The sequence below is a fragment of the Streptomyces sp. NPDC090032 genome, assembly GCF_044748025.1.
Taxonomy (GTDB): Bacteria; Actinomycetota; Actinomycetes; order Streptomycetales; family Streptomycetaceae; genus Streptomyces.
Window position 1 is genome coordinate 322,512 of the sequence record NZ_JBIVFF010000002.1, and the last position, 22,018, is coordinate 344,529.

A 22,018-nucleotide genomic window follows, 5' to 3' on the forward strand; every position below is an offset into this window, starting at 1 on the left:
GCGGGGCCGGGGTGGGGGCCCCCCGCCCGCCACACCCCCCCTTGCCGGGGGGGGCCCCCCCCCCCCCGCGCGCCCGGGGGCCCCGCGGGGCCTGGCCCCCCACGACCTATGCACCCCGCAGCCCCGCGACCCGGGCGAGCCCGCGGTAGGAGTCCAGCAGGCCCTCGCGGTCGTACGAGCTGGTCGTGACCAGGACCTCCCGCGCGCCGCTCTCCTTGATCAGGGTCTCCAGCTCGTCCGCGACCTGGTCCTCCGTACCGGCGATGTGGCCGCGCAGCCCGGATTCGTAGAAGTCCTGCTCCTTCGCCGTCATCGTCAGGGCCACCACCCGATCGGCGGGCGCCAGTGGCGGGAACGTGCCGTGGGTGCGGGAGTACGCCATCGACCAGGCCTCCGGGATCAGCAGGCGGTGGGCCGCCTCCGGGGTTCCGGCGACCGCGACCGTCCCGGAGACGACGACGTACGGCTCGCTCGCCCACGCGGACGGGCGGAACGCCGCACGGTACTGGTCGATGCCGCGCAGCATCTTCTCGCGGTTCCTGAGGTCGCCGATCACCATCGGGAGTCCGGCCTCGGCGGCGATCGTGGCACCTTCCCCCATGGCCAGGACGAACGGCGGCACCGTCAGGCCGTCCGAGGGGCGGGCGCGCACCCCGGTCGCGGACGTGCCGCGGAAGAAGGCGAGCAGTTCGGCGAGCTGCCCCGCGAAGTCCTCGGCGTCGGCGGCGTCCTTGTCCCGGCCGAGCGCCTTGCGCACCCCTCCGGTGAAGCCCACCGAACGGCCGAGACCCATGTCGATCCGCCCGGGAAACAGCGACTCCAGGACCCCGAACTGCTCGGCCACCACGAGGGGTTGATGGTTGGGCAGCATCACGCCGCCCGTGCCGACCCGGATCGTGCGGGTGGCGGCCGCGACCGCAGCGGCGAGCACGGTCGGCGCGGAGCCCGCGACGCCCGGCACCCCGTGGTGCTCCGCCACCCAGACGCGGTGGTAGCCGAGCGCCTCGAGTTCGCGCGCGAAGCGTACGGTGTCGCGCAGCGCCTCGGGCCCGTCGTGCCCCTCACGGGTGCGCGAACGGTCCAGGACGGAGAACTTGGTCGATGCGATCACTGAGCTCACACACCGTTCAACGTCTGTGCCGCGCCAGGATTCCCTACCCTTGGCGTGTGATCGACAACAGCAGACCCCTCGCCGTGTTCGACCTCGACAACACCCTCGCCGACACGGCCCACCGGCAGCGTTTCCTGGAGCGCACCCCGCGTGACTGGCCGGCCTTCTTCGCGGCCGCCCCTGACGATCCGCCGCTCGCGCGCGGCGTCGAGCTCGCGCTGGAGAGCGCCCGCGAGTGCGAGGTCGTCTACCTCACGGGCAGGCCGGAGCGGTGCCGCGCCGACACCGTGGCCTGGCTCGCCGAACAGGGCCTGCCCGAAGGGCGCGTCTGGATGCGCCGCGACGACGACCGCAGGCCCGCGCGCCGCACCAAACTGGAGACGCTGCGCACGCTGTCCCGTGACCGGGAGGTGCGCATGCTGGTCGACGACGACGAGCTCGTGTGCGACGAGGCCGAACGGGCGGGCTTCACCGTCGTACGCGCCCGCTGGGCGAGCGGTTCCGAGGCGCTGAAGGACGCCCAGGAGCGCGAGGGGCGGACCTGAGCGGACCGGGCGAGCGGGTTCAGAGCCGGACCTGGGTGGCCCCGGCGCGCACGCTCAGGCTTCGTCCTCCAGCCGGAAGCCGACCTTCAGGCCGACCTGGTAGTGCTCGATCTGCCCGTTCTCGATGTGGCCGCGTACCTGGCACACCTCGAACCAGTCCAGGCCGCGCAGCGTCTGCGAGGCGCGGGTGATGCCGTTGCGGATGGCCTGGTCGACTCCCTCGTGGGAGGTGCCGACGATCTCTGTGACCCGGTACGTGTGATCGGACATGAAGGCCTCCTCGGCCCGTGCGGTGGACGTCCCTCCACGGTGCCTCAGGTCACCGCGGACCGCGAGCGAGAGGGCACCTGTTCGACTTACCGGCCGTCACCCCCTTGACCGTTCGATTGGTCCATACCAAAATCCAGCCACACCCGTGCGAGCGTCAGCTCATCCCCCACGTCGGGCCGCCCCTCCCTGTCCGCAGGCAGAAAGTGACCCCCGTGACGCACCGCCGCACCGCCGCGTCCCTCATCCCCCTCGCCCTCCTGTCCGCCTCGCTGCTCACGGGCTGCGGCTATCTGCCGGGCGCGGGCGAGGAGCAGCGCACGGTGACCGTCTGGCTGATGAAGGACAGCGCGTCGGACGCGTTCCTGAAGCGGTTCACGAAGAGCTTCGAGGACGAGAACCCCGGCCTGCGCCTGGACATCCGCATCCAGGAGTGGACCGGCATCGGCGAGAAGGTGAGTGCGGCCCTCACCCAGGACAAGGGCGCCACGGCCAGTGGCGACGCGGCGGACGGACCGGCCCCCGACGTCATCGAGGTCGGTAACACCCAGGTGCCCCAGTACGTCGACGAGGGCGGACTGCTCGACCTCAGCCTGGAGTCCGCGCGCGACTTCGGCATGGACGACTGGCTGCCCGGACTCGCCGAGCCCGGTATGTTCCACTCCCGCCAGTACGGCATCCCCTGGTACGCGGCCAACCGAGTGGTGATCTACAACAAGGACCTGTTCGCCAAGGCGGGCATCAAACGGCCACCCCGCACCCGCGGCGAGTGGCTCGACGACACGCGGCGCATCAACACGCATGGTGATCAGGGCATCTACCTCGCCGGCCAGGACTGGTACACGCTCGCCGGATTCATCTGGGACGAGGGCGGCGACCTCGCGACGGAGGACGGCGGCACCTGGGAGGGCAGCCTCCAGTCGCCGGCGGCGCTGCGCGGCATGGAGTTCTACCGGCAGCTCCAGGCGCTCGGCCAGGGGCCCAAGGACGCAGACGAGGAACACCCGCCGCAGTCGGGCGAGTTCGCGAAGGGCGACGTCGGCCAGATCGTCGCGGTGCCCGGCGTCGCCCAGGCCGTCGAGGAACAGAACCCCGAACTCGAGGGAAAGCTGGGCTACTTCCCGATCCCGGGCAAGACGGCCGCCAAGCCGGGCTCCGTCTTCACCGGCGGCTCCGACCTGGTCGTGCCCGAGAACACCGACGACCGCGACGGGGCCGTCGCGGTCGTCAAGGCCCTGGCCGGCGAGAAGTGGCAGAAGGACCTGGCCAGAACCATGAACTACGTGCCCAACAAGACGACGCTCAGCGATGCCGTCGCCGCGGAGCCGGGGGTGGCCGCGATGGCGGTGGGCGCCGCACGCGGCCGGGCCACGCCCGTGTCCCCGCTGTGGGCGAGGGTCGAGGCGGACAACCCGATCAAGGCGTACATGGCGCAGGTGCTCGCCGGGGCCGACCCGGCCGAGGAGGCCGGGAAGGCTTCCCGCCGGATCACCAAGGAGCTGGACGCCAGCGGGCCGTGACCCGACCGCCGCCGGCGCCGCCCGTCACTCCACCCGGCTGAGCGAGAGCGCGAAGCGGTTCTGCGCGTCCGTCCACCAGTGCGTCATGCGCAGCCCCGCGCCCGCCAGTTCGGCCCGCACGCCGTCCTCGCGGAACTTCGCCGAGATCTCCGTGCGGATCTCCTCCCCGTCCTCGAAGTCGACCGCGAGGCCGAGCGCCGGGATCTTGACGGTCTGCGCGGCCGTGGAGCGCAGCCGCATCTCGATCCACTCGTTCTCCGCGTCCCACAGGGCGACGTGCTCGAAGGAGCCGGGGTCGAAGTCGGCTCCCAGGTCCCGGTTGATGACGCTGAGCACGTTCTTGTTGAAGGCGGCCGTCACGCCCGCCGCGTCGTCGTACGCCGCGACGAGGACCGACTCGTCCTTCACCAGGTCCGTCCCGAGCAGCAGCATGTCGCCGGGCCGCAGCAGGGCGCGTACGGAGGCCAGGAACGCCGCGCGTTCGGCCGGCAGGAGGTTGCCGATGGTGCCGCCGAGGAACGCGGCCAGGCGCGGCCCCGGAGTGTCCGGCAGGGTGAGACCGAGCGTGAAGTCGGCGATCAGCCCATGGATGTTCAGGCCGGGCCGCTCGGCGCCGAGCGCATCGGCGGCGCCCCGCAGCGCGCTCTCGCTGACGTCCACGGGGACGTACGTCTCCAGGTCCGGCAGGTCGTCGAGCAGGTGGCGGGTCTTGTCCGACGAGCCGGAGCCCAGCTCGACCAGGGTGCGGGCGCCGGTGGCTTCGGCGATCTCCTGGGACCGGGCCAGCAGGATCTCCCGCTCGGCGCGTGTCGGGTAGTACTCGGGCAGGGTCGTGATCTCGTCGAACAGCTCGCTGCCGCGCGCGTCGTAGAACCACTTCGGCGGCAGCGTCTTCGGCGTGCCGGTCAGGCCGCTGAGGACGTCGGCGCGCAGGGCGGCGCCGGTGGCGTCCTCGGGCAGGGTGCGGGTCAGCTGGTACGGGCTCACGCGGTGGGCTCCTTGAGCGGGGTCAGCAGGACGTCGGTGCGGCTCGCGGCGAGCAGGGTGCGGTCGGGCACCTCGCGCCAGTGCGGGTCGTCGTCGTAGGGCTCGGAGGCGACGACGGTGCGGCGGCCGGGTTCGGTGAGATACCAGAGGCTGTCGCCCCAGGCGGTCGCGGTGATCGTCTCGCCGTCGGTGAGCAGGAGGTTGAGCCGGGATCCCGGGGCCGCCTCGGCGACCTCCAGGACGGTGTCGGCCAGGGCCTGCCCCTGGTCGTCGCCCGAGCGCAGCCGGTGCAGCAGCAGCGCCCATACGAACGCCGAGTCGCAGCGGGCCTCCATGGAGAGCAGGTCGACGGGCGGCAGGGACGTGGTGAGCGGTGCCAGGGAGCGCGGCCAGCCCTTCACCGCGCCGTTGTGGGAGAACAGCCACGGACCGGAGGCGAACGGCGCCGCCGCGGCCTCGCCGTCCGCGCCGCCGAGCGTGGCGTCGCGGACCGCGGCGAGCACGGCCCCCGAGCGCACGACCCGCGCGAGGTCGGCGAACGACTGGTCGCCCCAGATCGGCCCGGCCCTGCGGTAGCGGGCGGGCACCGGGTCCCCGTCCGCGTACCAGCCCACGCCGAACCCGTCGGCGTTCACGGTCCCGTGCCGCTGGCGGCGCGGTTCCCAGGACTGGCGCAGCAGGCTGTGCGGCGGCGCCACGAGCACGTCGCCGAGAGGCGCCGCGGGGCCCAGGAAGGCCAGGTGCCGGCACATCAGGCATCCTCCCCGTCGCGCGCCGTGCGGAAGCCGGCGAAGATCTGCCGGCGCACCGGATAGTCCCAGTTGCGGAACGTGCCGCGGCACGCCACCGTGCCCACGGCGAACGAGCCGCCGCGCAGCACCTTGTGGTCCGGTCCGAAGAACACCTCCGAGTACTCCCGGTACGGGAAGGCCACGAACCCCGGGTACGGCAGGAAGTCGCTCGACGTCCACTCCCACACGTCACCGATCAGCTGCCGTACGCCCAGCGGTGATTCACCCGCCGGATAGCTGCCCGCCGGGGCGGGGCGCAGATGGCGCTGGCCGAGATTGGCGCGCTCCGGCGTCGGGTCCGCGTCGCCCCACGGGAAGCGCATCGACCGCCCGGACGCCGGATCGAAGCGGGCCGCCTTCTCCCACTCGGCCTCGCTGGGCAGGCGCCGCCCCGCCCAGCGCGCGTACGCGTCGGCCTCGTACCAGCTGACGTGCACGACGGGCTCGTCCGGAGGGACCACCTCGGTCACCCCGAAGCGGCGCCGCAGCCACTGTCCGTCCTCACGCCGCCAGAACAGCGGTGACCGCAGGCCGTTCTCCCGCACCAGGGCCCAGCCCTCGGGTGTCCACCAGCGGGAGCTGTCGTAGCCGCCGTCCTCCATGAACGCCAGATACGCACCGTTCGTCACCGGCGCGGTGTCGATGTGGAACGGCGGGACGAGACGCGCGTGCGCGGGGCGCTCGTTGTCCAGCGCCCACGGCTCGGCCGTCGTCCCCATCGTGAACGGGCCGCCGGGCACCAGGACTTCGGACGGTCCGCGGAACGCCGGAGAGACGGGGTCGGGATCGGGGGCGGTGAGCGCCGGTGCGCCCGACCGGAGCTGATGGGTGATCAGCATCGTCTCGTCGTGCTGCTGTTCGTGCTGGGCGATCATCCCGAAGGCGAACCCCGCCTCGGTCAGCCGGGTGCCGTGGAAGGGCGTGATCTCCAGGACGTCGAGCGCGCGGCCCCGCACCTCGGCCGCGTAACCGCGCGCCTCCTTCGGGGCGAGCAGCGGCAGCTTGGGGCGCTCGGAGCGCGGGTGCTCGAAAGCGTCGTACAGCGGGTCGATCTCCGGGCGCATCGCCTCACGGCCCGCGACCGCGCGCAGGAGCCACTGCTCCTCCTGATTGCCGATGTGCGCCAGGTCCCACACCAGCGGCGACATCAACGGCGAGTGCTGCGCGGTCAGTTCGGGCCCCTCGACGCAGCTCGTGAGGAGCGTCGTGCGGTCCCGCGCGGTGAGCAGCGCGGTCCGCGCGCGCTCCCGCAGCGCCGCGGGGTCCGGGGCGGTGTCTTCGCTCTGTGCGGTCATGAGGTGACGGTCCTCCCGGGGGCGGGGGCATCGATGTGGTCGAGCACGTCGTCGGCGGGGCACCGGCCCCGCACGACATAGCGGTCCATGAAGGCGGAGACGGCGGCGAGCACCCTGGGTGACGCGCCGAGCCTCGGCAGCGCGTCGAGCGCCGCCGCGAAGCACGTGACGGCCGCCTCGGCGAGCTCGGGGTCCGAGGGCCCGTGCCGCGCCGCGTTCCGCCACAGCTGATTGTGCGGCGCGGGCAGCGGGCCCGCTCGTTCGGACAGTGGCTTCACGGTGCGGTACGCGGTCTCGGCAGCCTCCGGGTCGTCGAAGAGCGCGGTGGTCACGGCGAGCGGCACGATCCAGCCGTCGTCGCCCGGCTGCGCGTCGATCATGCGCAGTTCGAGGTGGCCGCGCGGGCGCACCGGAGGGAACAGGGTGGACAGGTGGTATTCGACGTCACCGCGCGTGGCGGGCCGCGGCCCACCGGTACGCAGCCACGTCCGCAGGGACATGCCGTCCGGCACGTCCCACGGCCCGCTGTCCTTGCGGACGCACATCACCGGCGCGTCCAGGACGTGCCGGACCCAGGCCTCGCGCGGCTCCACGTCGAGGGGCGGCGCCCCCGACCTGCCGGGGTCGATCTCCTCCCACACCGCCTGGCGGGTGGAGCGCCAGCCGGTGGGCCGCCCGCGCAGCATCGGTGAGTTGGCGAACGCGGAGACCAGGACGGCGCCGAGCAGATGCGAGAGCCGCCAGCGCCTGCCGTGGCCGAGCGGCCCCGGCTCCTCGTACCCGGCGTCGAGGCAGACCTGCACCGACGCCGACGAGCACATCATGGAACGGCCCGCGGGACCGGTCCGGTCGAGCCAGGTCTCCATGGCGTCGTAGCGCGGCGCGTGGAGCAGCCGCCGCGGTGGACGCCAGGGGTCCGTGCCGAGGCCGGTCAGCACGAAGCCACGGGCGGCGAGTGCGGTGCGGACCGCCGTCAGATCGGCCGAGACGGCCGAGACGCAGTCCATGAGCGATGAGGCGGGCAGGGAGCTGAGCTCCAGCTGGCCGCCGGGTTCCACGGTGAGCGCCGAGCTGAGGGGCAGGGCGCCCAGTGCGGCGTACGCCGCGTCGAGCCGTTCGGGTGGCAGGGGGAGCCGCGGTCTGTGTGGCTCGTGGACGAGCCATTCCACCTCGACACCCACGGTGCGAGGCGGCCCGGTCTTGAAGCAGATCCCGCGGACCAGCGCCTCGACCTCGGGCTCGGTGACGAGGACCGTCGTGCCGAGCTCCGTACAGTCTCCTTCGGGCATGTTCAGGACCCTCCTGATCTGTTCGCCTTCATCGTCCCCGGTAGGGGCCGTGCCGTCGACTCGACGGGGATGAGCCGGGCCGGGGCAGTGCTCGTACCACCCAAAACCCTCACGGCGAATCGCACAAGAGTGCCCCTCGGACGATGAAAATCTGTTGCTCGTGGTGTCGCCCGGCGCACATCATGCGTTCATGAGGACGACCACGGGGGAGCGGGCGTGAGCGCCCGGCTGCGGGGGATCGCGCAGCAGACGGAGGAGATCGTCGCGGCGGGGCGGTACACGGCGCCGGGCGGCGCGGTCGTGCCGATCGCGGATGCGGTGGCGGCGGCGCAGGCCGCCACACGGACGTACGGACCGGCTCCGGTCGACGTGCCCGAGCCGGGACTGCCCGCGGACACGGCCGTCGAAGTCACGGGGGAGTCCAGCCTGGAGGCCGCGCGCCGCCTGGTCACCGCCGGTCAGGACCCGGTCGCGGTCCTGAACTTCGCCTCGGCCCGCAACCCCGGCGGCGGCTTTCTCAACGGCGCCCAGGCCCAGGAGGAAGCCGTATGCAGGGCCTCGGCCCTGTACACGTGCCTGCTGCGGGCCCGCGACTTCTACGACCACCACCGCGAGAGCCGCGACCCGTTCTACACGGACCGCGTGATCCATTCACCCGGGGTCCCCGTCTTCCGCGACGACCGCGGACGGCTGCTCGACGAGCCGTATTCCGTCGGCTTCCTCACCTCACCCGCGCCGAACGCCGGCGTCATACGCCGCCGCACCCCGGAGCGGGCGGGCGAGATCGCGGGGGCCCTCGCGTCGCGGGCCGAGCGGGTCCTGGAGACGGCCGCGGCCCACGGCTACCGGCGCCTCGTGCTCGGCGCCTGGGGCTGCGGGGTGTTCCAGAACGATCCGGCACAGGTCGCCGACGCGTTCCGGGCGCCCCTCGACGGGGGCGGCCGGTTCGCTGGCCGCTTCGACCACATCGTCTTCGGCGTCCTGGACCGCACGCCGGACGCACGGACCAGGACGGCCTTCGAGCGGGCCTTCGCGGGCCCGCCGGCGGTCAGCGCCAGCCGTACCGCTCCCTGAGGCGCAGCACCACGAGGTTGAAGCGCATGCGGTCCAGGGCGCACGCCTCGCGCCGCATGCCCCGCTCGTGGACCCGTAGGACCCGGTCGATCGCCACCCACGAGTCGCGGCCCGCGGCGTCCCACGGCCCGCTGCCGATCGGCACCCAGTCCCTGTCGTGAGCATGCTGCTTGCTGGACAGCTGTACGGCGAGCAGCGTGCCGGCGGTCTCCCTGGCGACGACGAGCACGGGGCGGTCCTTGCCGCGGCCGTCGTTCTCCTCGAACGGCACCCACGTCCAGACGATCTCGCCGGGATCGGGGTCGCCGTCGTGGGCGGGCGCGTACTCGGTGCGCACCCGGCCCACCTCGCGCGGCGCGGCCTCGACCGTGGCGGTGGCGCCGGAACGGCCGGGGTGTTCGTGGGCATGCGGGTCATCGATGAAAGCAGTCACGCGGGTCACGGTAGGCCCTGACCTGCCCAACCCGCAGAGCGGGCCCGGCCGGTGGGACACAGGCCCGGCGCATGAAGACACCCATTTCCGCCCGAGCCGTACGACGTGTACGCCGCATACGTCCGCCCCGTGTCGGTCCTCGCGCTCAAGGGTGCCGCAGTCCTCGCGCCGGCGCGCGCCCTACGGATTCGGCCCAGCCCCCTGTAGGTCGTCGGGCCACTTCTCGAACCACCGCTGATCCGCCTCCAGTCGGGCAGCGAGCGAGATGAGCCGCGGCTCGCTGTGCGCAGGGCCGAGCAGCTGCGCGCCGACGGGCAGCCCGTCGCCGGTGAAGCCCGCGGGTACGTTCACGCCGGGCCAGCCCAGGACGTTCCACGGCCACGCGTACGGGCACGCCGCGATCATCGCCCGGTCGGTGCGCCAGCCGTTGAGCGACGCCATCGCGCCGATGCGGGGCGGGGCAGTGGCCGTGGTCGGCGCGAGGACCACGTCGTACCGGTCGAAGACCGCTCCGACCCGGCGCTGGAGGGAGGCCTCGGCGCGCCGGGCGAGTCGCAGCGGAGCACCGCCGAGGACCCGCCCCATCCGGGCGGACTCGCGCGTCCGCGGGTCGAGCAGCGCGGGGTCGGGAACGTCACGCAGCCGGTCCGCGACGCCCGCGGTGGCGCGCGGCACGAACGCGAGGCCGATCTGCCCGTAGCGCGGGTCGGCCTCCTCCACCTCGTGCCCGAGCGCGGCGAGCCGGTCCGCGAGCGCGACCACCCGGGTCCGCACAACGGGCTCCAGGCGCTTGGGCGTTGCGGTGAACGGCATGCGCAGGGAGAGCGCGATACGCAGCTTTCCCGGCTCGTCGCGCGCCGCCTGCGCCGCCCCGATCCGCGGCGGACGGTGCAGGTCGCCGTCGTGCGAACCGCTCGCCGCGTCCAGGAGCAGCGCGGCGTCCTCCACGGTCCTGCCGAGCGTGCCGTTCACGGTGATGCCGTGGAACGCCTCCGCCCAGGGCCACGTGGAGATCCGGCCGCGCTGCGGCTTGATGCCGACGAGGTGCGTCCACGCGGCGGGGATACGGATGCTGCCCGCCCCGTCCGAGCCGAGCGCGGCCGGGACGATGCCCGCGGCGACGGCTGCCGCCGAGCCGCCGGACGAACCGCCGGGCGTGTGCCCGTGATTCCACGGGTTGCGGGTGTCGCCGAACGCGGGCCCCTCGGTGAAGGGCCACTGCCCCAGCTCGCACGTGTTCGTCTTGCCGATCACGATGGCGCCCGCCGCGCGCAGCCGGCGTACGGCCTCCGCGTCCTTCGTTTTCGGCGGGAAGTCGCCGGGGCAGCCGAACGCGGTCGGCTCGCCCGCCACGTCCATGTCGTCCTTCACGGCCAGCGGCACGCCGAGCAGCGGCCGGCTGCCTCCTGACGTGCCTTCGCCCGCCGCGCGTTCGCGGTCCGCGGCGTCCGCCTCGGCGAGAGCCGCCTCCCCGCGGACGGTGCGGAACGCGTTCAGGGCGGGCTGTGTCGCCTCGATGCGCGCCAGGGCCTCCTCGACTAGGACGCGTGACGACACGTCCCCGTCGGCGAGCGCGCGGGCGGTCGCGGCGAGCCCGGCGGCACGGTCGGACACCATGCGGCCACCTCCTCGTACGGAACTTCGGGACTTCGGAAACTTCGGAAACCTCCGGGCTTCCGGAGTTCGGAACTACGGGACATCGAAAGGCTTGAGTGCACGCACGCTAGCGGTCGCTGGCCGGAACCGGTATGCCCGGCCCGGAGCCCGGCCGCACCCGTCTGGAAAGATGCGGGGCGTCATGGTGCAGATACCGAAGCCGCAGTCCGCCCGCACATCACGGGAGTCCGCCGCGCCGAGCCCGGCGCCGACGAGCGCCGACGTCGCCCGCCACGCCGGGGTCTCGCGCGCCACCGTCAGCTACGTCCTGAACAACACCAGTGCCGTCAGAATCAGCGAACCCACCCGGCGCCGTGTCCACGAGGCCGCGAAGGAACTCGGCTACGTGCCGCACGCGGCGGCCCGCAGCCTGCGCGCCGGACACACCCGCATCGTCCTGATGCCCGCACCGAGCGTCCCCGTCGGACCGCTCTACAACGCGTTCTTCAACGACCTCCAGTGGGCGCTGGGCGGCCTCGACTACACGGTCGTTCAGTACGGCAGCGTGAGTCTGCGCGGCGACGACGCGGCGCGCGCCTGGGCGGAGCTGCGCCCGGTCGCCGTGCTCACACCCCCCGACCTGGGTGTTCAGGGCGTCGAGGTGCTCCGGCGCTCCGGCGCCAGGGCCGTCATCACGCTCGGCCCGGAGCGCGCGGAGGGTGCGCACGCGCTGCTCATGGACCATCGGGAGGTCGGCCGCAGCGCGGGCGCCCACCTCGTCGAACGCGGCCGGCGCCGCATCGGCGTCGTGCTGCCGACGGAGCCGGGCCTCGACCACTTCGCGCGGCCGCGCCTCGAAGGCGTACGGAACGCGGTCCTCGGCACCGGCGCCGAGGTCTTCGCGCTGCCCCTCACCTACGACGAGGAGTCGGCGTCCCAACTGGTGCCGAAAATCCGGGAGTCGGAGCTCGACGCCGTCTTCGCGTACAACGACGAGTACGCGATGCTCCTGATGCGGGCGCTCCAGGACGCGGGCGTCGGCATCCCGGAGGAGACTGCTGTCATGGGCGCGGACGACCTGATGCTCGGGAGGCTGCTGCGGCCCCGGCTGAGCACGGTCCGTATCGAGCTGCCGTCCGGGCAGGAGCTCGCCGCGCTCGTCGACCGTCTGGTACGCGACCCTGGCGCCGTGACCGAGTCGCACGACATGCTCCGGGCCCGCGTCGTGGCCCGGCAGTCGACCTGACGGCCGGGGCCCGCATGTCCCACGCAACTAGGATGTTGCGTGCTCAACAACATGGGTCGGTGCGCCGCCCAGCGCGCCGCCCCGGAGATCAGTGACCGATCGGAGATCCGGCATGTCCCTGCTCGACCCGAAGACCTGGCAGGCCCGCCCGCTGTCGGGCGAGGAGCACGCGGTCACGGAGCCCGCCACGGGCGAGCGCCTCGCCACCGTCACGCTCGCCTCCCCGGACGACGTCCGCACCGCCGCGAAGGCCGCCGCCGCGGCCCAGGGCGACTGGGCCCGGCAGCCCCACTTCGCGCGCGCCGCCGTCCTGCGCCGCGCAGGCGACCTGTTCACCGAGCACGCGGACGAGCTGCGCGCCTGGCTCGTGCGCGAGTCGGGATCCATCCCTGGCAAGGCCGACTTCGAGCTGCACGTCGCCGCCCAGGAGTGCTACGAGGCCGCCGCCCTCGCGTCCCGCCCCATCGGCCAGGTCCTGCCCACCGAGGCGCCCCGCCTCTCGTACACGCGCCGCGTCCCGGCCGGTGTCGTCGGCGTCATCGCCCCGTTCAACGCCCCGCTCATCCTCTCCATCCGCTCCGTCGCCCCGGCCCTCGCCCTCGGCAACGCCGTCGTCCTCAAGCCGGACCCGCGCACGGCGGTCTGCGGCGGGCTCGCCCTGGCCGCCGTTCTCACCGCCGCGGGGCTGCCCCAGGACGTCCTCCACGTGCTGCCCGGCGGGGCGGACGCGGGCCAGGCGCTCGTCGCCGACCCGGACGTCCCCGTCATCTCCTTCACCGGCTCCACCGGCGCGGGCCGGGCCGTCGGCGAGGCCGCGGGGCGCCACCTCAAGCGCGCGCACCTGGAACTCGGCGGCAACTCCGCCCTGATCGTCCTGGCGGACGCCGACCTCGACGCCGCCATTTCCACCGCGGCCTGGGGCTCCTTCTTCCACCAGGGCCAGATCTGCATGACGACCGGCCGCCACCTCGTCCACGCCTCGCTCTACGAGGAGTACGTCGAACGTCTCGCCGCGAAGGCCGACTCCCTCGCCGTCGGCGACCCGCACCGCGAACCGGTCCACCTCGGCCCCGTCATCGACGCGGCCCAACTCGCCAAGATCCACGGCCTGGTTCAGGCCAGCGCCGCCGCGGGGGCGAAGCTCGCCGCGGGCGGCACGCACCGCGACCTCTTCTACCGGCCGACGGTCCTCGCGGGCGTGGACGACGGCACCCCCGCGTACGCCGAGGAGGTCTTCGGCCCCGTCGCACCCGTCCGGTCCTTCGCCGACGCCGACGAGGCGGCAGCGCTGGCCGCCGCGAGCCCGTACGGCCTCTCCCTCGGCATCCTCACCCGCGACCCGGCGCGCGGCCTCGACCTCGCCGAACGCATCCCGACCGGCATCGTCCACATCAACGACCAGACGGTGAACGACGAGGCGGTCGCCCCGTTCGGCGGGGTCGCGGCGTCCGGCACGGGCGCCCGCTTCGGCGGCGAGGCGAACATCGAGGCGTTCACCGAGACCCGGTGGACGACGGTGCGCGGCGACGTGGCGGGCTATCCGTTCTGATCCGGCGCACGCGAGTGTCTGCCCCCCGGCGCACGTGCGTGTGAAACGGCCGCCGGGCCCGTACGGAAGTACGGGCCCGGCGGCCGTCGGTATGGGGGTGTCGGTAGGGGTCGGTAATGGGGGGTGTCGTCAGGCCGGCGTGCCGTCCGCGCCGCCCGCGCCGTCCTCGCCCGCCTTGGCCTGCTGCTCGGCGATCGACTTGCGCACCTCGTCCATGTCCAGCTTCCTGGCCTGGCCGATCACGTCGTCCAGGGCCTCCTGCGGAAGCGCCCCGGGCTGGGCGAACACGGCGACCTGGTCGCGGACGATCATCAGCGTCGGGATCGACTGGATACCGAACGCCGACGCGAGCTCCGGCTGCGCCTCCGTGTCGATCTTGCCGAAGACCAGGTCCGGGTTGGCCTCCGCCGTCTTCTCGTAGACGGGCGCGAACTGCTTGCACGGCCCGCACCACGATGCCCAGAAGTCGATCAGCACGAACCCGTTGTCCGTGACCGTCTGGTCGAAGTTCTCCTTGGTGAGCTCCACGGTGGTGCTGCTCATGATGTGCCCTCTTCCTGCTTCCTGGTTGCGGTGCTGAAGCCGTTGTTCACAACGGTCCCGGTATCGGACGTATTCCGCGCACGTACCCGTGTGGCCACGGCGCACACCTACGACCAGACTGGGGCCCATGACGGATGAGAACACGTACGACGTGGTGGTTCTGGGCGCCGGGCCGGTCGGGGAGAACGTCGCGGACCGGGCACGCGCGGCGGGCCTCAGTGCCGCGGTGGTGGAGAGCGAACTGGTCGGCGGCGAGTGCTCCTACTGGGCGTGCATGCCGAGCAAGGCCCTGCTGCGCCCGGTCATCGCCCAGGCCGACGCGAGGCGCCTGCCCGGCCTGCGGGAATCCGTGCAGGGTCCGCTGGACGTGCCCCCGGTCCTCGCCCGACGTGACGAGTACACCTCACACTGGAAGGACGACGGCCAGGTGGGCTGGCTGGAGTCCATCGGCGCCGACCTCTACCGGGGCAAGGGCCGCCTTGCGGGACCCCGCCGGGTCACCGTCACCGGGCCCGACGGCACCGGGCACGTCCTCACGGCCCGGCACGCCGTCGCGGTCTGCACGGGCACGAGCGCCGCGCTCCCCGACCTCCCCGGTCTGGCCGACGTCGAGCCGTGGACGAGCCGCGAGGCCACCAGCGCCCAGAAGGTGCCCGGCCGCCTCGTCGTGGTCGGCGGCGGAGTCGTCGCCGCGGAGATGGCCACAGCCTGGCGGGCGCTCGGCTCGCAGGTCACGATGCTCGTACGGGGCACGGGGCTGCTGCCCCGGATGGAACCCTTCGCCGGCGAGCTGGTCACCCAGGCCCTCGTCGAGGTCGGCGCGGAGGTGCGCACCGGAGTCTCCGTGAAGGGGGTCACCCGGGAGGACGGCACCGTCGTCACCACCCTGGACGACGGCTCGACCCTGGAGTCCGACGAGATCCTCTTCGCCACGGGCCGCGCGCCCCGTACGGAGGACATCGGCCTGGAGACCGTCGGCCTCGAACCCGGCTCGTGGCTCCCCGTCGACGACAGCCTCCGCGTCGAGGGCAGCACCTGGCTGTACGCGGTCGGGGACGTGAACCATCGCGCGCTCCTCACCCACCAGGGCAAGTACCAGGCCCGTATCGCGGGCGCGGCCATCGCGGCCCGCGCCCAGGGCGTCCCGCTCCTGGAGACGGACCCGTGGGGCGCCCACGCGGCGACCGCCGACCACTCGGCCGTCCCGCAGGTCGTCTTCACCGACCCCGAGGCAGGCTCGGCGGGCCTCACCCTCGCGGAGGCCGAGGCGGCGGGCCACCGCGTGCGCGCCGTCGACTACGACATCGCCTCGGTGGCGGGCGCCGGCCTGTACGGCGACGGCTACCGCGGCCGGGCCCGCATGATCGTCGACCTCGACCGCGAGATCCTCCTGGGCGTGACCTTCGTCGGCCCGGGTGTCGGCGAACTCGTCCACTCGGCGACGGTCGCGGTCGCGGGCGAGGTCCCCATCGACCGCCTGTGGCACGCGGTCCCGTCCTATCCGACGGTGAGCGAGGTGTGGCTGCGGCTGCTGGAGACGTACCGCGGCTGAGGGATGACCCTCTGTGCGTGGCTGTCCGGGCGGGACACGATGCCCACCGCCCGGACAGTCTCACCCCGGGATCAGGACGCGGAGAGTTCCCCGCGGACCGTACGGGCCGCCGCGACCAGGTTCTCCAGGGAGGCACGGGTCTCGGGCCAGCCGCGCGTCTTCAGCCCGCAGTCGGGGTTGACCCACAGCCGCTCGGCGGGGATCGCCTCAAGTCCCTTGCGCAGCAGGGCCGCCGCCTCGTCGACGCCGGGTACGCGCGGCGAGTGGATGTCGTACACGCCGGGCCCGGCCTCGCGCGGGTAGCCATGGGCGGCCAGCTCGCGCGCGACCTGCATGTGCGACCGGGCCGCCTCCAGGCTGATGACGTCGGCGTCGAGGTCGTCGATCGCCTGCACGATGTCCCCGAACTCGGCGTAGCACATGTGGGTGTGCACCTGGGTGTCCGGCCGGACCCCGCTCGTGGTGAGCCGGAACGCCTCGGTCGCCCACGCGAGGTAGGCCGGGCGGTCGGCCGCCCGGAGCGGCAGGGTCTCGCGCAGGGCCGGCTCATCGACCTGGATCACCGAAGTCCCGGCCGCCTCGAGGTCGTTCACCTCGTCCCGCAGGGCCAGGGCCACCTGGCGCGCGGTGTCGGCGAGCGGCTGGTCGTCGCGTACGAAGGACCACGCGAGCATGGTGACGGGACCGGTGAGCATGCCCTTGACCGGGCGGCCCGTGAGCGACTGGGCGTACGTCGTCCAGCGCACCGTCATCGGTTCGGGGCGCGAGATGTCACCGGCGAGGATCGGCGGACGGACGTAGCGCGTGCCGTACGACTGCACCCAGCCGTGCTGCGTGGCCAGATAGCCGGTGAGCTGCTCGGCGAAGTGCTGCACCATGTCGTTGCGTTCGGGTTCGCCGTGCACCAGGACGTCGATGCCGGCCTTCTCCTGGAAGGAGATCACCTCCTGGATCTCGGCCCTGACCCGCTCCTCGTACGCGGCGGCGTCGATCCGTCCGGCGCGCAGCCCGGCCCGTGCGGTGCGCAGCGCCGCCGTCTGCGGGAACGAGCCGATGGTCGTCGTCGGCAGCAGCGGGAGGCCGAGGCTGCCGCGCTGGGCCGCCGCCCGTTCCGCGTACGGCTGCGCGCGTCGGGCGTCGGCCTCCTTGACCGCCGCGGCGCGAGCCCGCACGTGCGGGTCGTGGGTGAGGGCGGAGGTGGTCCGGGAGGCCAGGTCGGCGCGGTTGGCGGCGAGTTGGGCCGAGATCGTGTCGGTGCCCTGCGTCAGAGCGCGTGCGAGGGTGGCGATCTCGGCGGTCTTCTGGCGCGCGAAGGCGAGCCAGCGCAGGATCTGCGGATCGATGTCGCGTTCGAGAGCCGCGTCGACGGGGACGTGCAGGAGGGAGCAGGAGGCGGCCACGTCGACCCGGTCGGCCAGGCCGAGCAGGGTCCCGAGTGTGGCCAGCGACTTCTCCAGGTCGTCGACCCAGATGTTGCGGCCGTTGACGACGCCTGCGACCAGGCGCTTGCCGGGCAGTCCGCCGATGGCGGCCAGGGCGTCGAGGTTGGCGGCGGCCGCTTCGGTGAAGTCGAGGGCGAGCCCCTCGACCGGCGCCCCGGCCAGGACGGGCAGCGCGTCGCCGAGCCGGTCGAAGTACGAGGCGAGCAGCATCTTGGGCCGGTCGGTGAGCGCGCCGAGGTCGCGGTAGGCGCGCCTGGCGGCGTTCAGTTCGGCCGGCGTGCGGTCCTGGACGAGCGCGGGCTCGTCGAGCTGTACCCATTCGGCGCCCGCCTCGCGCAGATCGGCGAGGACTTCGGCGTAGACCGGCAGCAGACGGTCGAGCAGGGTCAGCGGCTCGAAGCCGGCGGCCACCCCGGGCGCGGGCTTGGCGAGCAGCAGATAGGTGACCGGGCCGACGAGGACGGGCCGGGCGGGCAGACCCAGGGCGAGGGCTTCCTCGAGTTCGGCGACCTGCTTGGTGGAGTCGGCCGTGAACACCGTCCCGGGGCCCAACTCCGGTACGAGATAGTGGTAGTTGGTGTCGAACCACTTCGTCATCTCCAGCGGCGCCACGTCCTGCGTGCCGCGCGCCATGGCGAAGTAGCCGTCCAGCGCGTCGGCCTCGACGGCCGGGCGGTGCCGCTCGGGGATGGCGCCGACCATGACGGTGGCGTCCAGGACGTGGTCGTAGAACGAGAAGTCGCCGGTGGGGACTTCGCCGATGCCCGCGTCGGCGAGTTCGTGCCAGTTCGCACGGCGCAGGCCGGCGGCGGTGGCGCGGAGGGTGTCGGCGTCGACGTGGCCCTTCCAGTAGCCCTCGATCGCCTTCTTGAGTTCGCGGGCGGGGCCCTGGCGGGGGTAGCCGTACACGGTGGCCCGTGCTGCCGCGGCTGCGGACTTGGTGGTCACGGAGATCTCCTTCGCGAGATGAATCCCTGAGATCCCGGCGACGGGACGCGAGCGCGAAGAGTGACACGGACCGGACGGCGCGGTCGCGTACGGCAGGGCACGCGCGCCCGTTCGATGTGTACGCCGACCCGCCCACGAGGTCACCGGGATATCCGCGCGCGAATGGTTCACGCGCGGGCAACGGGCAGGTCTTCGGACTCGCGGGCACGTCCCCCCGATGTCGGGCGGACACCTACTGGCCGTCGCTTCCCAGCCCGATCCATCGGGCCAGTGCGTGTGACGGCGGTCGTTCCAGCTCACCGCTGCGGGGCAGTCCCGGATTCCCACCGGGTTCCCTCTTACGACGCTCCCGCCTGGCGGACGGGGCGAACCAGCTGCACCGGTCACCCTACGCACGCGGGACGGTCCCGCGCGAACCCGTCCCGTACCGCGGCGCCCCTCGGAGAAGGGGCCGCGGTCTGTTTTGGGACGCCGTGGTAGCTTTCCAAGGCCAGTCGAACTCATGCCCGTCTGCCCCGCATTGCGGGAGCTCGGACAGGTATGTGTCAGGGAATCCGGTGCGAATCCGGAGCTGACGCGCAGCGGTGAGGGTGACGGGCGGGGCATCGGCCACTGGACGGCACACGGTCCGGGAAGGCGCCTCGTCCGCGTGATCCCGAGTCCGAAGACCTGCTGGCAGCCTTCGCGGGCTCCGGTCGGGGCGGCGGGGGAGACCGTGCGACCGGGCTCCGCGCATGAGCCCTCGACATCGAGGAAGTCCCCGTGTTCTTCGCGAACTCCGCCCCACCCCATGGCTCGCGTCGCCTCATATCCCGTGCCGCGCTCTGTCTCGCCGGGATGCTCGCTCTGGCCGCCTGCGGCAGCGGCGGATCCGCCGGCACACCGGCAGCGCGAGGCGGCGCCGACGGATATCCCGTCGTACTCGACAACTGTGGTGCGCGGGTCGAGGTGAAGACGGCGCCCGAGCGTGCCGTCTCTCTTGACCAGGGCTCGACCGAGATCATGCTCGCCCTCGGCCTCGGTGACCGCATGGCCGGCACCGGAACCTGGACCGACCCTGTGATGAAGGGACTCGAGAAGGAGAACGCGAAGGTCCAGCGGCTCGCCGACCGCTACCCGTCGTTCGAGAAGGTCCTGGACGCCGAGCCGGACTTCGTCGCCGCGTCGTTCGGCGCCACGCTGAGCAAGGGCGGAGTGGCGCCACGCGACCAGTTCGCGAAACTGGGTGTACCGGCGTACCTCTCACCCTCCGACTGCGCCGGCAAGGACAACAGCGGCGGCGGAGACGGCGCGCGCACCAAGACCCTCGGCATGGAAACGGTGTACGGCGAAGTCCGCGATCTCGCCGCTGTCTTCGATGTGCGCGAACGGGGCGAACGGCTCGTCTCCGCACTCAAAGCCCGCGTGAAGAAGGCCACCGGCGGCATCGACGCCTCCCGGACGACACTCCTGTACTGGTTCGCCAACTCCGACTCCCCTTATATGGCGGGCTGTTGCGGAGCCCCCGGCGTCATCACCCGCGAGGTCGGAGCGAAGAACGTCTTCGACGACACCCGCGACGAGTGGCCCCAGATCAACTGGGAGACGGTCGCCGACCGGGACCCGGACGTCCTCGTCATCGGTGACCTGACGCGCCGTTCACAGACCGCCGAATCCGCCGCCAAGAAGATCGAGTTCCTCGAGTCCAACGCGGTGACCAGGAACATGACCGCGGTGAAGAAGAAGCGGTACGTGCTGCTCAGCGGGCAGGCCATGAACCCGACCATCCGTACGGTGGAAGGCGTGGAGCAGGTCGCCGCGAAGCTGCGGGCGTTCGGCCTCGCCGGATGAGCGTGGAGGCGGCGCCGTCCTCCGCTGCCGGGAGGCGACTTCATGTGGTGCGCGGCGTGCTCGCCTGGCCGGCGGGCTTCGCGGTACTCATCGCCTCCGTGGCCGTGGCCATCACCATCGGCCCCGCCGACATCGGCATGACCGATGTCTGGTCGGCGGTGATCTCCCATCTCGGCCTGGGCGAACCGGGGTTGACCCCCATCCGCGACGGCATCGTGTGGAACCTGCGGCTGCCGCGCACCCTGCTGGCCGCCGTGTGCGGCGCGGGACTCGCGGTGTGCGGCGCCGTGATGCAGTCACTGCTGCGCAACCCGCTCGCCGACCCCTTCGTCCTCGGCGTCTCCTCCGGCGCCTCGACCGGCGCGGTCCTCGTCGTCGTACTAGGCGTCGGCGGCGGTGCCCTGTCGGTCTCGGGCGGCGCCTTCCTCGGTGCGGTCCTCTCCTTCGCGCTGGTCCTGGCGCTCAGCCAGGCCCTCGGCGGCTCCACCGACCGCGTGGTGCTGTCCGGCGTGGCCGCCATGCAGCTGTTCTCCGCACTCACTTCCGTCGTCGTACTGACGGCGGCGGACGCCGAGACGACGCGCGGCGTCCTGTTCTGGCTGCTCGGCTCGCTCAGCGGGGCGGGCTGGAGCGACGTCAACCTGTGCCTGGCGCTGCTCCTGGCGGCGCTCGTGATCTGCGTCGGACACGCCCGTACGCTCGACGCCTTCGCGTTCGGTCAGGACGCGGCCGCGTCCCTCGGCGTGCACGTGGCCCGCACGCGCCTGGTCCTGCTGTGCACGACCGCCCTGCTCACGGCGGCACTGGTCAGTTCGGCCGGTGCGATCGGCTTCGTCGGCCTGGTCCTGCCGCACGCGGCGCGGGCCCTGGCCGGCCCGGGCCACGCACGGCTGCTGCCGGTGAGCGCACTGGCCGGTGCGGTCTTCCTCGTGTGGGTGGACACCCTCGCCCGCACGGTCCTCGACCCGCAGGAGGTGCCGGTCGGCGTGGTGACCTCGCTGATCGGCGTACCGGCCTTCGTCCTCGTCCTGTACCGCACCCGGAGCCTGCGCAGATGACCCAGCCCGCTACCGGCATATCCGCAACCGGCACACCCGCTCCTGGCCCAGCCACCATCGGCCCAGCCACCGCCGACGGGCTGCGGGCCGAGCGCGTCCGCCGCGAAGCCGGCGGGCACCTCATCCTGGACGGCGTGAGCGTGCACCCCGCCCCCGAAGGCATCACGGGCCTCATCGGACCCAACGGCTCGGGCAAGACGACACTCCTGCGGCTCCTCGCGGGCACCCTCACCCCCCAGGCCGGAGTGGTGACCCTGGACGGCTCACCGCTGAGCACCGTCGGCCGCAGGGAGTTCGCGCGACGTGTCGCCGTGGTCGAGCAACAGGCCGACACTCAGGTCGAGTTGACCGTCGAGGATGTCGTACGTCTGGGCCGCATCCCGCACCGAAGGGCATGGATGCCGCCGTCGGCGCAGGACGAGGAGGCCGTACGTTCCGCGCTCGCCCGCACCGATCTCACCGACCGCGCGCACCGGCTCTGGCACACCCTCTCCGGCGGCGAGCGCCAGCGCGTCCAGATCGCCCGGGCCCTCGCGCAGCGGCCGCGTGAACTCCTCCTGGACGAACCGACCAACCATCTGGACATCCAGCACCAGCTGGACCTCCTCGACCTGCTCGCCGAACTCCGGCTCACCAGCGTCATAGCACTGCACGACCTCAATCTGGCCGCCATGTACTGCGACCAGCTCATCGTGCTCCGGGAGGGGCGGGTGACCGCGGCCGGCGCCCCCGCGGACGTACTCACCGAAGAGCTCATCGCGAGGGTCTACGGAGTGCGCGCGACCGTCCTCCCGGCCGCGGAGCCGGGCGAGCGCCCGTACATCCGCTTCCTGAGAACGTCCGCTCCTTGAGACGGCGCAGCTTTACCGCACGCCAGGGCTTCCTGGCAGCGGCCATGACCAAGATCACTGCACCTGGGCCGGTCTTGGCCGTGCGCCCCTT

Annotated in this window: 19 protein-coding genes and 2 riboswitches; of the genes, 9 read left to right on the plus strand and 10 right to left on the minus strand. The window is 72.9% G+C overall.

Annotation, left to right across the window (positions count from 1 at the left end; all coding sequences use genetic code 11):
* Window positions 1-106 precede the first annotated feature (106 nt).
* Window positions 107-1,120 (minus strand): LLM class flavin-dependent oxidoreductase, encoded by a 1,014-nt coding sequence (locus ACIPWY_RS05200; protein WP_362900773.1) that lies wholly within the window; start codon window positions 1,118-1,120, stop codon window positions 107-109.
* A 47-nt stretch (window positions 1,121-1,167) separates the two neighbouring features.
* Between ACIPWY_RS05200 and ACIPWY_RS05205 the strand changes: the two genes are divergently transcribed.
* Window positions 1,168-1,656, plus strand: a complete 489-nt coding sequence (locus tag ACIPWY_RS05205) for a hypothetical protein (RefSeq protein ID WP_362900771.1) — start codon at window positions 1,168-1,170, stop codon at window positions 1,654-1,656.
* Between the two features lie 54 nt (window positions 1,657-1,710).
* Here ACIPWY_RS05205 and ACIPWY_RS05210 read toward each other — a convergent pair whose 3' ends face one another.
* Window positions 1,711-1,926: a dodecin gene (locus ACIPWY_RS05210; protein WP_266556220.1), complete on the minus strand. Its 216-nt coding sequence runs from the start codon at window positions 1,924-1,926 to the stop codon at window positions 1,711-1,713.
* Window positions 1,927-2,138: 212 nt separating this feature from the next.
* Here ACIPWY_RS05210 and ACIPWY_RS05215 point away from each other — a divergent pair, with 212 nt between their 5' ends.
* The gene (locus ACIPWY_RS05215; RefSeq protein ID WP_401532278.1) at window positions 2,139-3,443 is read left to right on the plus strand and encodes an extracellular solute-binding protein; all 1,305 of its coding nucleotides are present in this window, start codon (window positions 2,139-2,141) and stop codon (window positions 3,441-3,443) included.
* 24 nt (window positions 3,444-3,467) lie between these two features.
* Here ACIPWY_RS05215 and egtD read toward each other — a convergent pair whose 3' ends face one another.
* The 4 genes from egtD to egtA are packed head-to-tail and all read right to left on the minus strand — an operon-like array spanning window position 3,468 to window position 7,805.
* Window positions 3,468-4,430, minus strand: coding sequence for an L-histidine N(alpha)-methyltransferase (gene egtD, locus ACIPWY_RS05220; RefSeq protein WP_393698522.1), 963 nt, complete (start codon window positions 4,428-4,430; stop codon window positions 3,468-3,470).
* Window positions 4,427-5,182, minus strand: a complete 756-nt coding sequence (gene egtC, locus ACIPWY_RS05225; RefSeq protein WP_362900765.1) for an ergothioneine biosynthesis protein EgtC — start codon at window positions 5,180-5,182, stop codon at window positions 4,427-4,429. Before egtC ends, egtD begins: the two co-directional genes overlap by 4 nt.
* Window positions 5,182-6,516: an ergothioneine biosynthesis protein EgtB gene (gene egtB / locus ACIPWY_RS05230; RefSeq protein ID WP_362900763.1), complete on the minus strand. Its 1,335-nt coding sequence runs from the start codon at window positions 6,514-6,516 to the stop codon at window positions 5,182-5,184. Before egtB ends, egtC begins: the two co-directional genes overlap by 1 nt.
* Window positions 6,513-7,805 carry an ergothioneine biosynthesis glutamate--cysteine ligase EgtA gene (gene egtA / locus ACIPWY_RS05235; protein WP_393698525.1) on the minus strand — a complete coding sequence of 431 codons (1,293 nt, stop codon included), beginning with the start codon at window positions 7,803-7,805 and terminating at the stop codon, window positions 6,513-6,515. Before egtA ends, egtB begins: the two co-directional genes overlap by 4 nt.
* A 216-nt stretch (window positions 7,806-8,021) precedes the next feature.
* On the opposite strand from egtA, the gene ACIPWY_RS05240 reads away from it, so the two are divergent.
* Window positions 8,022-8,879, plus strand: coding sequence for a TIGR02452 family protein (locus ACIPWY_RS05240; RefSeq protein ID WP_393698527.1), 858 nt, complete (start codon window positions 8,022-8,024; stop codon window positions 8,877-8,879).
* Here ACIPWY_RS05240 and ACIPWY_RS05245 read toward each other — a convergent pair.
* Complete coding sequence (locus ACIPWY_RS05245) at window positions 8,854-9,312, minus strand: type II toxin-antitoxin system PemK/MazF family toxin (RefSeq protein ID WP_362900757.1); 459 nt, start codon at window positions 9,310-9,312, stop codon at window positions 8,854-8,856. The two genes, ACIPWY_RS05240 and ACIPWY_RS05245, sit on opposite strands and share 26 nt — an antisense overlap.
* Before the next feature lie 180 nt (window positions 9,313-9,492).
* Complete coding sequence (locus ACIPWY_RS05250) at window positions 9,493-10,929, minus strand: amidase (protein WP_393698529.1); 1,437 nt, start codon at window positions 10,927-10,929, stop codon at window positions 9,493-9,495.
* A gap of 181 nt (window positions 10,930-11,110) precedes the next feature.
* On the opposite strand from ACIPWY_RS05250, the gene ACIPWY_RS05255 reads away from it, so the two are divergent.
* Window positions 11,111-12,154 (plus strand): LacI family DNA-binding transcriptional regulator, encoded by a 1,044-nt coding sequence (locus ACIPWY_RS05255; protein WP_393698531.1) that lies wholly within the window; start codon window positions 11,111-11,113, stop codon window positions 12,152-12,154.
* 112 nt (window positions 12,155-12,266) lie between these two features.
* Window positions 12,267-13,703, plus strand: coding sequence for an aldehyde dehydrogenase family protein (locus tag ACIPWY_RS05260; protein WP_393698533.1), 1,437 nt, complete (start codon window positions 12,267-12,269; stop codon window positions 13,701-13,703).
* A gap of 129 nt (window positions 13,704-13,832) precedes the next feature.
* Here the strand turns inward: ACIPWY_RS05260 and trxA are convergent, their stop codons facing one another.
* On the minus strand, window positions 13,833-14,246 hold the full coding sequence (gene trxA / locus ACIPWY_RS05265) for a thioredoxin (RefSeq protein ID WP_401532283.1): 414 nt from the start codon (window positions 14,244-14,246) through the stop codon (window positions 13,833-13,835).
* A gap of 127 nt (window positions 14,247-14,373) precedes the next feature.
* Here trxA and ACIPWY_RS05270 point away from each other — a divergent pair, with 127 nt between their 5' ends.
* A complete protein-coding gene (locus tag ACIPWY_RS05270) occupies window positions 14,374-15,798 on the plus strand; it encodes a dihydrolipoyl dehydrogenase family protein (protein WP_401532285.1) in 1,425 nt (474 codons plus the stop codon).
* Between the two features lie 71 nt (window positions 15,799-15,869).
* On the opposite strand, the gene metE is transcribed toward ACIPWY_RS05270, so the two are convergent.
* Complete coding sequence (gene metE / locus ACIPWY_RS05275; RefSeq protein WP_393698539.1) at window positions 15,870-18,188, minus strand: 5-methyltetrahydropteroyltriglutamate--homocysteine S-methyltransferase; 2,319 nt, start codon at window positions 18,186-18,188, stop codon at window positions 15,870-15,872.
* A 186-nt stretch (window positions 18,189-18,374) separates the two neighbouring features.
* Window positions 18,375-18,529: riboswitch (cobalamin riboswitch) on the minus strand.
* 148 nt (window positions 18,530-18,677) lie between these two features.
* A riboswitch (cobalamin riboswitch) is annotated at window positions 18,678-18,880 on the plus strand.
* Between the two features lie 145 nt (window positions 18,881-19,025).
* Here metE and ACIPWY_RS05280 point away from each other — a divergent pair.
* From ACIPWY_RS05280 to ACIPWY_RS05290, 3 genes are read left to right on the plus strand one after another with little or no spacing between them, the layout of a single operon-like run.
* On the plus strand, window positions 19,026-20,018 hold the full coding sequence (locus ACIPWY_RS05280) for an ABC transporter substrate-binding protein (protein WP_393698999.1): 993 nt from the start codon (window positions 19,026-19,028) through the stop codon (window positions 20,016-20,018).
* Window positions 20,015-21,076, plus strand: coding sequence for an iron chelate uptake ABC transporter family permease subunit (locus tag ACIPWY_RS05285; protein ID WP_362900745.1), 1,062 nt, complete (start codon window positions 20,015-20,017; stop codon window positions 21,074-21,076). The genes ACIPWY_RS05280 and ACIPWY_RS05285 overlap by 4 nt, the downstream gene beginning before the upstream one ends.
* Entirely contained in the window at window positions 21,073-21,927 is an 855-nt protein-coding gene (locus ACIPWY_RS05290; protein ID WP_393698542.1) for an ABC transporter ATP-binding protein, read from the plus strand. The genes ACIPWY_RS05285 and ACIPWY_RS05290 overlap by 4 nt, the downstream gene beginning before the upstream one ends.
* Window positions 21,928-22,018: the final 91 nt, after the last annotated feature.

Excerpts from the sequence above, each read along its gene's own strand:
- ACIPWY_RS05250 (WP_393698529.1), bottom strand. The coding sequence starts at position 10,929 with ATGGTGTCCGACCGTGCCGCCGGGCTCGCCGCGACCGCCCGCGCGCTC.
- ACIPWY_RS05285 (WP_362900745.1), top strand. The coding sequence starts at position 20,015 with ATGAGCGTGGAGGCGGCGCCGTCCTCCGCTGCCGGGAGGCGACTTCAT.
- ACIPWY_RS05280 (WP_393698999.1), top strand. The coding sequence starts at position 19,026 with ATGCTCGCTCTGGCCGCCTGCGGCAGCGGCGGATCCGCCGGCACACCG.
- egtB (WP_362900763.1), bottom strand. The coding sequence starts at position 6,516 with ATGACCGCACAGAGCGAAGACACCGCCCCGGACCCCGCGGCGCTGCGG.
- egtC (WP_362900765.1), bottom strand. The coding sequence starts at position 5,182 with ATGTGCCGGCACCTGGCCTTCCTGGGCCCCGCGGCGCCTCTCGGCGAC.
- trxA (WP_401532283.1), bottom strand. The coding sequence starts at position 14,246 with ATGAGCAGCACCACCGTGGAGCTCACCAAGGAGAACTTCGACCAGACG.
- ACIPWY_RS05270 (WP_401532285.1), top strand. The coding sequence starts at position 14,374 with ATGACGGATGAGAACACGTACGACGTGGTGGTTCTGGGCGCCGGGCCG.
- egtA (WP_393698525.1), bottom strand. The coding sequence starts at position 7,805 with ATGCCCGAAGGAGACTGTACGGAGCTCGGCACGACGGTCCTCGTCACC.
- ACIPWY_RS05210 (WP_266556220.1), bottom strand. The coding sequence starts at position 1,926 with ATGTCCGATCACACGTACCGGGTCACAGAGATCGTCGGCACCTCCCAC.
- ACIPWY_RS05255 (WP_393698531.1), top strand. The coding sequence starts at position 11,111 with ATGGTGCAGATACCGAAGCCGCAGTCCGCCCGCACATCACGGGAGTCC.
- ACIPWY_RS05290 (WP_393698542.1), top strand. The coding sequence starts at position 21,073 with ATGACCCAGCCCGCTACCGGCATATCCGCAACCGGCACACCCGCTCCT.
- ACIPWY_RS05260 (WP_393698533.1), top strand. The coding sequence starts at position 12,267 with ATGTCCCTGCTCGACCCGAAGACCTGGCAGGCCCGCCCGCTGTCGGGC.